Annotated in this window: 9 protein-coding genes; 3 read left to right on the top strand and 6 right to left on the bottom strand. The window is 35.1% G+C overall.

The features are described from left to right. Nucleotides 1-48: 48 nt before the first annotated feature. The gene (locus Ami3637_RS15610) at nucleotides 49-1,422 is read left to right on the top strand and encodes an MATE family efflux transporter (protein ID WP_162363369.1); all 1,374 of its coding nucleotides are present in this window, start codon (nucleotides 49-51) and stop codon (nucleotides 1,420-1,422) included. 513 nt (nucleotides 1,423-1,935) lie between these two features. On the opposite strand, the gene Ami3637_RS15605 is transcribed toward Ami3637_RS15610, so the two are convergent. After that, the gene (locus Ami3637_RS15605; RefSeq protein ID WP_162363368.1) at nucleotides 1,936-2,508 is read right to left on the bottom strand and encodes a hypothetical protein; all 573 of its coding nucleotides are present in this window, start codon (nucleotides 2,506-2,508) and stop codon (nucleotides 1,936-1,938) included. Between the two features lie 297 nt (nucleotides 2,509-2,805). Between Ami3637_RS15605 and Ami3637_RS15600 the strand changes: the two genes are divergently transcribed. Beyond that, nucleotides 2,806-3,075, top strand: a complete 270-nt coding sequence (locus tag Ami3637_RS15600; RefSeq protein WP_162363367.1) for a hypothetical protein — start codon at nucleotides 2,806-2,808, stop codon at nucleotides 3,073-3,075. Here Ami3637_RS15600 and Ami3637_RS15595 read toward each other — a convergent pair. Beyond that, nucleotides 3,061-4,749, bottom strand: coding sequence for a methyl-accepting chemotaxis protein (locus tag Ami3637_RS15595; RefSeq protein WP_162363366.1), 1,689 nt, complete (start codon nucleotides 4,747-4,749; stop codon nucleotides 3,061-3,063). The genes Ami3637_RS15600 and Ami3637_RS15595 overlap by 15 nt on opposite strands. Before the next feature lie 536 nt (nucleotides 4,750-5,285). Here Ami3637_RS15595 and Ami3637_RS15590 point away from each other — a divergent pair. Then, nucleotides 5,286-5,648, top strand: coding sequence for a helix-turn-helix domain-containing protein (locus tag Ami3637_RS15590; protein ID WP_162363365.1), 363 nt, complete (start codon nucleotides 5,286-5,288; stop codon nucleotides 5,646-5,648). A 160-nt stretch (nucleotides 5,649-5,808) separates the two neighbouring features. Here the strand turns inward: Ami3637_RS15590 and Ami3637_RS15585 are convergent, their stop codons facing one another. The 4 genes from Ami3637_RS15585 to Ami3637_RS15570 all read right to left on the bottom strand — a co-directional run bounded on the left by Ami3637_RS15585 (nucleotide 5,809) and on the right by Ami3637_RS15570 (nucleotide 12,894). Continuing rightward, nucleotides 5,809-7,173 carry a sigma-54-dependent transcriptional regulator gene (locus tag Ami3637_RS15585; RefSeq protein WP_162363364.1) on the bottom strand — a complete coding sequence of 455 codons (1,365 nt, stop codon included), beginning with the start codon at nucleotides 7,171-7,173 and terminating at the stop codon, nucleotides 5,809-5,811. Then, the gene (locus tag Ami3637_RS15580) at nucleotides 7,158-9,215 is read right to left on the bottom strand and encodes an ATP-binding protein (RefSeq protein WP_162363363.1); all 2,058 of its coding nucleotides are present in this window, start codon (nucleotides 9,213-9,215) and stop codon (nucleotides 7,158-7,160) included. The genes Ami3637_RS15585 and Ami3637_RS15580 overlap by 16 nt, the downstream gene beginning before the upstream one ends. A gap of 111 nt (nucleotides 9,216-9,326) precedes the next feature. Next, nucleotides 9,327-10,763: an amino acid permease gene (locus Ami3637_RS15575; RefSeq protein WP_162363362.1), complete on the bottom strand. Its 1,437-nt coding sequence runs from the start codon at nucleotides 10,761-10,763 to the stop codon at nucleotides 9,327-9,329. Nucleotides 10,764-11,109: 346 nt separating this feature from the next. Beyond that, nucleotides 11,110-12,894, bottom strand: coding sequence for a C25 family cysteine peptidase (locus tag Ami3637_RS15570; protein WP_162363361.1), 1,785 nt, complete (start codon nucleotides 12,892-12,894; stop codon nucleotides 11,110-11,112). Nucleotides 12,895-13,241 lie beyond the last annotated feature (347 nt).

The following is a 13,241-nucleotide window of genomic DNA, read 5'->3' as shown; positions in this document are numbered from 1 at the left end:
ACATCATATTCACTATATCCACTAAACATAAAAAGAGAGGAAATTTATATGCAAGAGAGTAAAAGATTAGATCTTATGCAAAACGCAACGATAACAAAAGCATTAATAAAACTTGGAGTACCTACCATGATTGGTATGCTCATGACTGCAATGAATAATGTCATAGACAGCTATTTCGTGGGACAGTTGGGAACAAACCAACTGGCAGCGGTATCCATAGTATTCCCGGTATCAATGGCCGTAACCGGACTGGGGCTGCTGTTTGGCAGCGGTGGAAGCTCCTATCTGGCAAGACTTTTAGGTGCAAAACAATATGATAAAGTCAAAGAATGTGCCTCCACCACTTTAATTACAGGTATCACAGTATCCGCCATCGTAGTAGCCTGTCAGCTAATCTTCTTTGAGCCCCTCATGAAAATGCTAGGAGCGACAGACAGCATCATGCCATATGTAAAAGAATACGGATACATCTTTATCCTTAGTCTGTTTTTAAACATCTTCAATGTAATCATCAACAATATGATTACAGCAGAAGGAGCCAGTACCTTCAGCATGATGGCTATGTTGCTGGGTGGAATCTGCAACGCCATTGCGGATCCAGTTTTTATCTTTGGATTTCACATGGGAATTACGGGCGCTGCCCTATCTACCCTATCCACCAGAGCACTGACCTTTTTACTGTACATCTATTACCTGAAGAATGGAAAAAGTATGTTCTGTATATCCATAAAAAATTTCCATCCATCAAAAAAAATGTACTTTGAAATACTTAAGATTGGATTCCCTATTATGATGTTTCAGTTTTTATCAGGAGCAGCAATCGGACTGACTAATGTGTCAGCCAAGCCCTTTGGAGAAGAAATGATTGCAGCCATGAGTATCGTCAGCCGTATCATTTCTTTAGAAGTAATGGCAATGTTTGGATTTATGAAAGGATATCAGGCATTTGTAGGATACAATTTTGGTGCGAAAAAGAATGCAAGAATCCAGTCTGCTACAAAGACTGCTTTAATCTGGAGCACGGTCTTCTGCATACTGATGGGGATTTTGTGTATCACCTTTTCAGGTCCAATGATTCATATGTTTAACAAGGATTCTTCTTTTGTTTATGAAATGGGAAGAAAAGCCCTTTTCATTAACTCTCTGTCTACTATGACCCTGGGACTTCAGGTGGTATATGGATCCTACTTCCTGGCCATTGGAAAAGCCAGAGAAGGCGGCATACTCAGTCTTTGCAGGCAAGGCGCATTCTTTATACCACTGATTCTGATTTTGCCCCATATACTCGGGATTAATGGTTTGCTGGCAGTACAACCCATTGCAGATTTCCTGTCAGTGCTTGTCACTCTGTACTTTGTAATAAAAAATCTGAAAAAAGCAAATCATCTGCCAGTAAACGAGAGTACCTGCACTGCTTCCTAATGTCATAACACAACAAAGGACTCATTAAATAAAAAATACTGTTTTAAAATAGCTAACCTTCAAAGTAATTATTTTAAAACAGTACTATTATTGATTTAGACTTTTAATATGTTTCAACCTTTATTAATTCCCCGCAATAAGGACATCTTATATATCCATTCTCTGCAGAATCATTTAAATTCTTAACAAAATATCTCATACAGTGCGTACATTTAATCATCTTTATGTTCCTCCATTCTTAAATCACACATACACTAGATTCCTATATCACTATACTCCTATATTTTCTTAAATAAAGACTTGACTTTTTTTATTCAGAACTTTTTCAGTTCGGATTGCTTATTGTAGCCATTGTTTCCTTGTGTATTCACAAGAGTAAATAAATGCAAAACCGCCTAAACTCACAATTTAGACGGTTAGCAAAATCTTCGTATTTTGGACTATCCGCCATTGTCGAAGCGGTAATCCTTTTCTTTATTATATCCATATTTAAGGAAAAAATGCAAGGCTTTTTTATTTGGAGTATGTTAGATAATTGATTAATCCCTGAGAATAGTAATCCCCCATTTTGTTTGTAAGATTTAAGATCCTGTCATATATCTCTATGTTCTTAGTATATTCTTTATTTAAAAAGGTGGCTGATTGATCTATTGTTAGTTGAACAAACTGATATAAAAAATTTTTCCATTCGCTTTCTACCCAGAAAGGATTTATACTTGATGCAAAAGCCGCTCTTTTATCTGCATTTTCATATAACTTATTCGTATATTCATTGACTGCATCAGCGTCACCATTTATTTGTGCATCAATTAAAGATTTTAACGTACTGATGAATTCTGTAATGAGACCTATATATTGTTCTGCACTTTGTTCGCCAAATATCAGGCTTATTATATTGGTATTTTTTAATAAAATCGATTTAATTTTTTCTTCCACTGCGGTTTTATTGCCAAAACCAGCATAAACACTTACCAGATAAGCTCTAATCCAATTAGCCAGATCTCTCCATATTATCCTTGACTCAAAGATTAAATTCATTTGACTTGACGGAATACAAGAATCCTGAAATATTTTAACTGATCTCATACACCAACCTCCTACTTTTTGACTTAATATAATATATTATTAGAAGCATTGCTTTACTACTTAAGTTTAAAAAATCTGTGAATCGTAGAGATTGGTGATATAACCAGCTTATTTCTCCTTTTAAAATAACTGTCTTTACCTGTGAAAAGAAAATCATAGTACCAGTTCAGCTTTGTGTTCTTTCAACTGGTTTCGCACAGATCAGTCCTCAGGTAAATGCAGTTTGCTCAACATTCCCTTCACTTTTCCCTAATCAGATTAAGGAAAGTGATACAATGGAAAATTGCGCTGACGTTAGTGCAGAAGAAGATGAATGTGACTGCAACCCTTGTGGTGCAAACAATCGCAACAACAGCTGCAACAATAACAATAGCTGCAACAACAGCTGCAACGATGACTGCTTTGACGACTGTAATGATTATGCTAACCAGTGCAGATCCAACAGGTCAACCCGCAGCCAGTGCAAGAGATAAAACATATAAAATGAGAACAAAAAATCTGCAAAAAACAAAAGGCACCATAGGGTGCCTTTTAAGTTTTCACTTTACTTATTTAATTATCACTTAGTTGGAATTTGCTAATCAGATTTTTCAATAAATGAGCCTGTCCGTTCAGTTCTTCCGATGCAGCAGCGCTTTCTTCTGCTGTAGCAGAATTAGTCTGTACTACACTGGATATCTGGTCAACACCAATTGTTATCTGTGAAATGGTATCCGCCTGCTGTTCCGAAGCACTTGCTATATCATGAATCTGATCAGCTACCACTCCTGTATCCTGAACAACGGTTTCCAGAGAAGCAGCTGTATCATTTGCGATTTTTATACTATTCTGAATGGCATCCAGTACGCTTTCGATGTGTCTGGTTGTAGTATTTGCAGCATCTGCGGATTTTTGCGCCAGATTTCTGACTTCATCAGCCACAACTGCAAACCCTTTTCCCGCATTTCCTGCTCTTGCAGCTTCCACTGCTGCATTTAAAGCCAGAATATTTGTCTGGAATGCAATATCTTCAATGGTCTTTATTATTTTTTCAATCTCAGTTGAACTGCTCTCCAGCGCATCCATTGCAACTATCATTTCCTGCATGGTCTTATTGCTTTCTTTAACGCCATTTCCTGATTGTATAACCAGCTGACTGGCTTCCTGCGCATTCTTGGCATTAGCCTTTATATGTACCAGTGCTTCGCTAATTGTTGCAGATAATTCTTCAATGGAAGACGCCTGCTCTACAGATCCCTGTGAAAGAGCCTGTGCCCCATCTGAAACCTGATCAGAACCTGTTTCAACCTGACTTGCTGCATACTCAATTTGAACAAGAGTATCACTAAGATTTTCCTTAAGGTGATTCATGGCAATTAAAATATTTTCGTACCCACCTACATAAAGCTCAGAGCACTCAGAATCTACTGTGAAATTACCTGCCGCCATGGAACCAAGAAGATACTTAATATCCTCTATCATGTTCTTAAGATTAGAGCTCATTGATGAAAATGCCTTTGCCATCATTCCCACTTCATCATTAGAATCGTAAACCACTGATGATTCCAGATCCCCTTCAACGATTTTTCTTGCAGCAATGTTAATTTCATTAATCGGTTTAACTATCAGCTTAACGATATATGCAGATAATAAGATTGACAGGATTATTGCGACCAGGGATATGATTATAATACTGATAATAGAAAAACTAAACAATGAATCTCCATAGTTACTGGCCTTTTCTGCACCAGATTTGTTATAATCAACTATTTTTATACAGGTTTCGGACACTTCATCAAATAAGGTTTTAGAATCCCCTCTTAGAATAGTCAGTGCCTGTTCCTTCTGATTTTCCTGACTGAACCCGATGACTTCATCGCTAAGTTTCAGATACTTATCCCAGGCAGTTTTGGCATTGTCCATCAACTTTCTATCTGTGTCATCTGTGACTAAAGCTTCATATGCATTAAATTTATCATCAATTTCTTTCTGCTTGCTGGTGAGCTTATCCTCATACTCTTTCATTGTGGCACTATCTTGTGATACAATATGGTTTATTTCATATCTTCTGTAATCAGAAGTACAAGTATTTAATTCCTCTGCTGCAATAACCGAGGGTAACCAGCTTTTTGTAATCTCGGTACTGGCTTGGTTAATCTGTTTCATGAATACAATCGATGATCCACCCACAACTGACAAGCAGATTAATAAGCTTAGTACAAGAACAAATAATTTTTTACCGATTTCCAAGTTTTTTAACATATTTTTTCTCCTTTTAATAATTTTTTTATATTTGTACGTCCCCTTAATTAACTATTTATTCTGCTTCAAAAGAAGCCTGGTCATGAGTTATACTTGCTTGATTGCTCTATCCTTAATGGCTTTCCTCATAATAAAAACAGTATGAGCTATTCATAACATTGAATATTTCACACTGCATTCAAAAAAATAAAGCGCTGTAAACCGCGCTTTTTCTATTACCTTTTCGCATTTAGGGGCAGCGAAACGCCATATTATATAGTAAAAGAAATTATTATAATACCATTAAATGAAAATTTACTATTATTTCAATTTTTATTAATAATAAGATGGGTTCAATTCTGCATGAAATATTCTGTTATTTATAGTATAGTTTTATAATTAAATTCATTTTGTGTCGCATTAATAATAATTCATTATGTGCTATTTGTCAATGTTATCCAGTTAAAATAATTCTTTTTGTGTTATTTAGCAAATTAGTGCGCAAGATATTTTAAAATAAAAGAATTCGTTGACTCAAATAATTTATGGAGGAAAATGTGAAACAGAATCTGTTTAGAGAAAATCTAAGGAAATTTAGAGAAAATGTAAATTTAACTCAAAAAGCCTTTGCAGAACAATTGGGAATTAATGTTACAACATACCGAAATTATGAAAACAGCAACAGAGAGCCTGATTTTGACACTTTGTTATTAATTTGCAGAAAGTTAAACGTTTCAGTTGATACAATGCTTGGAAGCACAAGTTCTTACAGTAACGATTTAATAAAGCTTTGTAAATTATATAACACTTTGGATTCCCGAAATCAGGGTGCTTTGATAGAAAGGGCCGAAGTGCTGCTTGAACTACAGGATGGCAGAATTAAATATTCTTCACTTCAGAGTTCCAAAAATAGCCCCTAAATTTTCTCGGCTATATTTGTAAGTTAATTCCTTCCCAAATAAATAAACCTATTTTTACATAAAATAAGCAGGAGATCAATGATTGTTTAAAAGGGTACAAAAAATTTCTATTATGATTTTAAAAAATCAAGGCAGCTCATAAGAGCTGCCTTTTTTTATGTTATGAATTGGTTTTACTAAACCTTATATTATATTGATGCATTTTGTTATAAAGTTGTCTGGATGTAATCTGCAGAACCAATGCAGTTTGTTCAATATTATATTGATTTTTTTCCAACATTCTCATAATGTGATAACGTTCAGCCTTTTCTCGAACATCTCTCAAGGATTCACTCCCTGCAATAAACAGTGAGCTGGAAAAAATATCATATTGACTGAAATCCTGTAATGTAAACTTTTCTTTTTCCGCTAGCACCACCATACGTTCAATAATATTTTTTAATTCTCTCACATTTCCTGGATAATCATAATTCAATAGAACATCCATAAGGGGATCATCAAAAGATATGACACGTTTCTTTAGTTCAGCACAGGCCTTTTCTGTAAAATAAGAAATCATTGCCCTCAAATCTTCTTTTCTTTCTCTTAAAGGTGGAATTTCAATAATAAATGTACTGATTCTATAATACAGATCTTCTCTGAAATTTTTATTTTTTATTTCTGCATCCAGATTTTTATTCGTAGCACAAATTAAACGAAAGTCTATTTTGAAGGATTTGTTACTTCCAATTCTTTCTATCTCTTTGTGTTCAATATTTCTTAATATTTTAGATTGATTTAATAGAGGGATTTCTCCGATTTCGTCTAAGAAAAGAGTACCCTTATCTGATGCCTCAAATCTACCGATTCGTTTTTCCTGAGCTCCGGTAAAAGAACCTTTCTCATATCCATACAATTCCGCCTCTAATAAAGCATCTGAAAATGAATGACAATTAACAGGCATGAATATTTCATCCCGTCGTTCACTGCACTTATGAATATAACGGGCCAGCACTTCCTTTCCAACCCCTGACTCACCTAAAATCAATACATTTGCATTAGTTTTAGCCACCTTAAAGGCATAATCAAGAACCTTTTGGAATTCTGGGCTTTGTGATTCCATGAAATTATCTTTGGTCAGGGAATTCTTTAACATGGTATTCTGATCGCTTAAATTCTTCATTTTTTCTAAGTTATGAAGATTTAGAACCAGTTCCTGAGGATCATTGCTCTTGATAAAGTAAGAAAATGCCCCTTTTTTCATAGCTTCTACTGCATTTTCAACACTAGCATAAGCTGTAATGACGATACATTTTATATCTTTATGCAAATTTCCTATATAATCAAGCAGCTGTAACCCATCTATACCATTCATTCTCATATCTGTTAAGACAACATCATAATCATATTCCGAAAGCATTTGTATAGCCAGTTTTCCATTTTCCGCAGTATCCGTTGTATATCCGGATCGTTCTAAAATAATTTGAAGTAAATTTCGATATTCTTCTTCATCATCCACCAATAATAATCTTAATCTTCCTGCCATATTTGCCAACCCTCTTTCGGTATACTAACATTAAATGTTGTGCCATTATTTTTTTCGCTTTCTACCCATATTTTTCCATGCAGACTTTCCAGTTCTGAGTAAACGATGTACAATCCCAAGCCAGTCCCTTCTCCTAACGGTTTTGTCGTATAGAAAGGATCAAATATTCGTTCCAAAACGCCTTCATCAATTCCAGACCCCGTATCTTTAATCTGGATAATCACCTGGTCATTTTCTTCCGAACAGACAATAGATAATTCTCCTTTTTCCGGCATGGCATCCAACGCATTTTTAATCAGATTAAGTAAAATATGTTCCAGCGATGCGCGATTCATATAAATTTGTTTAGATTGTTCACAGCATACTCTTACAAGTATATGCTGCTCTTTGATTTGTTTGCTGTTTAATTCCAGCATTATCTGAATCGTATGGGAGAGATTCACCCATTCTTTATTTTCTCCAGTTAATTTGGAATATCTCAATAAATTATCGATTATATTGCTGGCTCTGGTAACCGAATGATCAATACCATCCAGTGCCATCGTTTTATACCGATCTTTTTTGTCATAATCTTCACGTAATATATAAATAGAATTTCTTATGATTCCAAGAGGATTCTTTAATTCATGGGCAACTCCTGCTGCCAGTTGTCCGATTGTCTCCATTTTATTTGATTGAATCAATTTCTGTGCTTCTATTTTTGAAAGAGTAATGTCAGAAATCATCACAAGTACACTTGATTGAGTTTTAGTTTCAATAGGCAATGGATAAATAGAAAATTCAAAGATACGCCTTTCATATTTCAATTCCAGCTTGGTTTGAGGATTATATGTCTGTAGCTGCTGGTGGTCTGAATTTAAGATTCTGTGAATCTGATTATTATGTTTCTCTTCAAATTCTTTTAAAATGGGAAATTGATTAGCAGGCTTGTCCACTACTGTCCCTCTGCTCATTTTTAAATACTCAAGAAAAGATTCATTAACATTTTTAATCACATATTGACTTCCGATAATCACCATAAAGTCTTTAATACCATTAAATGTAATTTCCAGTTCGTTTTTCATGAAACTCAGTTCTTTTGTTCTGGAATCCACTAAAACTTTCAAGCTTCTGTTCCATAAATAAACCAGATAACCAATAACGGCTGCCATAAAAATAATCAAAGTTATGATAAGCCTCTGTTTCTGGATTTCACTGTCTTGATTCATGAATCCAGTGTATGGGCCCGCCCATTTGCTTTCTATATTATTTAAAATTCCCTTTTCTTTCATATGAAAAATCGCTTTATTTAAAATTGGGATTAGCTCTGCCTGATTTTTAGGTACGGCAAGAGAGCATGAGCTTTCATACAAAGGACTTTCCAGAATTCTGTAATCATGCACATTTGATAATTCATTTAAATAGTAACGAATGACAGGTTCGTCCCCTCCCACTGCATCTACTTTGTTATGTTTTAAAAGCTCTAATGCTTCCTCAACATTATTCGTCTCAACAATTTTGACTCCATTAATCTTCCTAATCGGGTCAAGAATAATATCACCACTTTGTACAGCAACTTTCTTTCCTTTTAAATCATCAATCTGAAGAAGAGTTGAATCTTCATTTTTTACTGTAATAATTCCTCGTAAAGTATACAGAGGATTAGAAAACAAATAATATCGGCTTCTTGATTGGGAAGGAATCATATCACAAAGATTGGTTTTTCCAGATTTTAATTCTTCTAAAGCCTGATCCCATATCATAGGTTGTGACATAATTTCAACACCCAGTTCAATAGATAAAGCATTAATATAGTCTACCACTATTCCTGTATATTGATTGTATTTTTCATAATAAATACCCAGGGGTGGTTCATTAATATTACCCCCATATATCAGCGGGCTATAATTTTTCAAAATTTTTCGTTCCTGGGCAGTATAGTCTGATTGATAGTGAATATATTCTGCTATGTTCACATTATACTGAAGCTCCAAAAACTTGTTAACGTATATTGTCAGAAAAATTAAAGTTACAAAGATAAGAACAACAATTCTTTTTTTCATTTTAACCTCAAAAACACTAAAATCAGGGTAATAAATACCCTGATTTTAGTATAGCATCATTTGTATACTGAAGCAATCTTATTGAAAAATTATACTATTTCATTTATAAAATTACTCTTTATGTTTCAAATGATCAATATCCACTTCTTCCAGATTAACAAGCTTTGATTTATATTTAACTTTGTAAAAAACATAGAGAATGATGAAAACTGGAATGCCATAAATAAGCGACAATGCAGCTGTCGGATCAGATGCCTGCCCTACAATAACAATAATACATAAAACCAGCGAAATAATAGGGCCGAATGGATAAAACAAAGCTTTATATTTTAAATCCTCCAGCTTATATCCCTTCAATAAATACCATTTTCTAAAGCGTATATGTGAAATAGAAATTCCTAACCAGCCAATTAGTGTTGAAACCCCTACAGCAGCAAAAAGTGCAACATATACAGTGGATGCTGCCCAAAGCTGAGTAGTCAATGCCAGAAGTCCAAAAATAATTGTAAATACTAGTGCGTTAACAGGTACTCTGTTTTTTGTTACTTTGCCTAAAAAAGCCGGAGCTTTGTTTTCACGTGCCATAGACCATAACATTCTGCTTCCAACATATAATCCTGAATTCGCACAGGAAAGTACAGAAGTAAGTACAACGATATTCATAATGGTTGCTGCTACTTTTGAGAAAACCGGAATATTGCTGGCTTCATACACAAGGGTAAAAGGGCTGGTATCAACACTTGCACTCTGCCATGGAATAATACAGCCGATAACAAAAATCGCTCCGATATAAAAAATCAGAATTCTCCAGAATACAGTATTAATTGCTTTAGGAACATTGGTTTCCGGATCTTCAGATTCTCCTGCAGCCATTCCAATACACTCTGTTCCAGTAAAAGAAAATGCAGCAGAAAACATTGCAACAGCTACTGCCCATGATCCATTTGGAAATGCATCTTTAAAATTAGCCACACCATAAGCTCCATGTCCTCCTATAACTCCCAGGATCATTAAGGCACCTACAATTAAGAAAATGATAATAGCAGCAACTTTGATACTTGCAAACCAAAATTCTGTTTCGCCAAATCCCTTCACAGAAATTGCATTAAGAATGCTTAAAATCGCTGTGAATGTAATGACCCATATCCATCCTGGAACATCAGGGAACCAATATTTCATAATGATTTCAGCAGCTACCATTTCAACAGAAAGTGTCAGAGCCCAGTTCAGCCAGTACAGCCAACCTACAGAAAATCCAAGAGCGGGATCCACAAATTTATTGCAATAAGTTTCAAAAGACCCGGAAACCGGCATATAAGTTGCCATCTCTCCTAAACTGGTCATAAGAAAGTAAACCATGATTCCCATTACACCATACGCAAGCAGCGCCCCTCCTGGCCCCGCTGTATTGATTGTATATCCAGATGCAAGAAAAAGTCCTGTTCCTATAGCACCTCCGATAGCAATCATATTCATGTGTCTTAATTTCAGTGAGCGGTTTAATTCTCCTTGAAGTACTTCAGACTTTTCATTTTTTTCACTACTCATTTTTCCCTCCTAAACAGCTCTTTCCTTATATAAATATAAAGAAAAACTTATTACATTAAGCTTACATTCTTATATACAGCAAAAACTATGCCATATAATGTTTTAGAAGAAAAAAGAAAAAAACTTTAAAATTCGGACCGTTTTTTGTATTTAAAATGAATAATCTGAAGATTCCCTCTAATTTTTCTGAAATTATTTTCAGAGTTGACTGAAAATAATTTCAAATTTGAATATTGTTTTATTTTGCAAAACTATATAACTCAGACTCTGTATCTAAAAACAAGAATTAAAAACCCTGAACTTCAAAGAGTTCAGGGTTTAAGTCCTTAATTATAGAAATGCATTTCTAATTTGCTATCAGTTGCAGAGATGGATCTCCGAAAACAGTCCAGGTATTGAAAGTCTCTATATCACTGGAAGTTCCATTATCCAACATTTTACTTGCACCTGTGTAGCACAGACCTCCAAAAGAGGTTTTTGTTTTATTGCAAATCTGGTCAATAATAGCATCCTGCCCTACCATTGGAGGTCTCCAAGCCTGGTTTACAGTAGACATATAAGTGCCAACTGCCCCTACAGGATTTCCGCTGCTATCCTGAGAACGCAGCCATGCTTCTGCAAAGCATGTTCCTGACTGGAACTTTCCGCTGACACAGGATACACTTATTATAAATGGCAGTTGACCCTGATTCTGAAGTGCTGCAACATCACTGTTGCTGAAACGTGTAGTAACCCAATAAGTCTGTGCACCATGACCACAGTAATTTATAATACCTCGGCCCTGGTTCAGGCTCTTTGTAACTTGTGAAGCAGTTGCATTCGGATCATATATTCTGTCGATCTGTGTATATCCGGAATTTAAAAGCTTGTTGCGAATATTATCTATATGCTCTGCATCAGATTCATTACTTCCTTCAGCAGACGCAATGCCTATACCGGTCTTATACCAATCTGCCATATTACCCCCATTTTTCTCAAAATCAATGGTTCGCTGTACCTGAGTCTCTACATCTGCAACACTTTCAGCAGAAAAACGTCCTACGAAGATATCCGGATAATTATCATTTCCTGCTACTTTAGTATATTCAGGATCTGAAACTCCACTGGAATACTTTGGTGATGATATCTGTTGATAGTCACCAACCAGAAGTACATACACCAAATTTGGATGCTGGTTAAAGTAATTCTTTATGAATTTTTTGATTTCATTCGGATTATTACTAGATGAAACCTTTGATATGTCTATCAGTGTAGTGTTGATACCTTTTGAATTCTTCCACTCTATAAAAGGAGTCATAGCACTGCTGAACTTGTCATATGATATGATGAGCATATCGCCCTTTTCAGACGGAGCTTTTATACCTCTTACATTCTGATTGCCATTATAATTTATAAAAAGGTTTTGATATGCTGCTTCAAATGCATCAGTGGTATGAGCTGGAGCAGCATTATCTAAGCTATAATTGCTTTTCATACTGTTATTTCCATTTTTAACTTCTACAGTCACTGAATCATAAACCCTCAATGTTTTAGTAGAAGGTTCATACTGGAAAGCATTGACTTTGACGGTAACCGCTTTCAGGTCTCTCATAATGAAAGAATCACTTAGTGAAGCCAGTTCGTCCGCAGGATACCATCCTTCTCTTTGGTAAACATCTCCGAATGTATATGGAACGTCCTCAGGATTCACATCACGTGTAAGGCTTCCTTTAGATGGTGCCACAGGGCATTCCTGATAATCGGTATATTCTGATGTAAGTACACTTACTTTGGCATCTGCAGAGAAAGGTATTGTGATACTGCGACATATACGTGGCAGTTCAGGGAACCCTTCTTCTTCCACAAAGCTTGTCCCTTTGCAATCCAGATTAAAATACTGTGAATTATCTATATCCACTGCATTTTTATCAAACTTACCCACATCAAATTTTATTATGGTATGATCATCATCAGATTCCAAAACAGTGGCATTTACTCCGTCCAAATCGCTATTTTCACTTACTTTCATATTGTCACCAGGTTCATTTGCAGAGTTGTTTTGATCTTCTCCCAAGGCAAAACTGCATTGTGTACATATCATAATAAATATAAGCATAAACATTAAAGTTCTTAATTTAAAGATTTTTTTCACAAAAATCCCTCCTTTAATCTATTTGTGACTATAAATTATTGGATCTCTCTTTTGTCAGATCTTCTAAGCTATTCACTTATGATTCTGTCATTTATGCAATGCTTCATCTACACCTATGATTCCAACTCCGTATTCATTTGAATTTACTCTTTGTTTATTATGAACTGCTCCATCTGCAATAACAGATTCATATGCTTCCGTACTATTCCGCTTTGAACTGTCATTTTACACGCAGATTCTCATATCCTCACCTCTTTTTTGTTTATTTAAAACAATTGTGTACATCGTTCATAAATCGTATTTTTCTTTCTTTCCCCCTTCCCCTTTTATCTTTCACTTCACACAAT

The organism is Aminipila terrae (assembly GCF_010120715.1).
Classification (GTDB): domain Bacteria; phylum Bacillota; class Clostridia; order Peptostreptococcales; family Anaerovoracaceae; genus Aminipila; species Aminipila terrae.
This window is presented reverse-complemented; position numbering and strand designations above follow the sequence as displayed.

Coding starts and splice junctions, on each gene's coding strand:
- Ami3637_RS15580 (WP_162363363.1), bottom strand. CDS start 9,215: ATGAAAAAAAGAATTGTTGTTCTTATCTTTGTAACTTTAATTTTTCTG.
- Ami3637_RS15605 (WP_162363368.1), bottom strand. CDS start 2,508: ATGAGATCAGTTAAAATATTTCAGGATTCTTGTATTCCGTCAAGTCAA.
- Ami3637_RS15595 (WP_162363366.1), bottom strand. CDS start 4,749: ATGTTAAAAAACTTGGAAATCGGTAAAAAATTATTTGTTCTTGTACTA.
- Ami3637_RS15585 (WP_162363364.1), bottom strand. CDS start 7,173: ATGGCAGGAAGATTAAGATTATTATTGGTGGATGATGAAGAAGAATAT.
- Ami3637_RS15575 (WP_162363362.1), bottom strand. CDS start 10,763: ATGAGTAGTGAAAAAAATGAAAAGTCTGAAGTACTTCAAGGAGAATTA.
- Ami3637_RS15610 (WP_162363369.1), top strand. CDS start 49: ATGCAAGAGAGTAAAAGATTAGATCTTATGCAAAACGCAACGATAACA.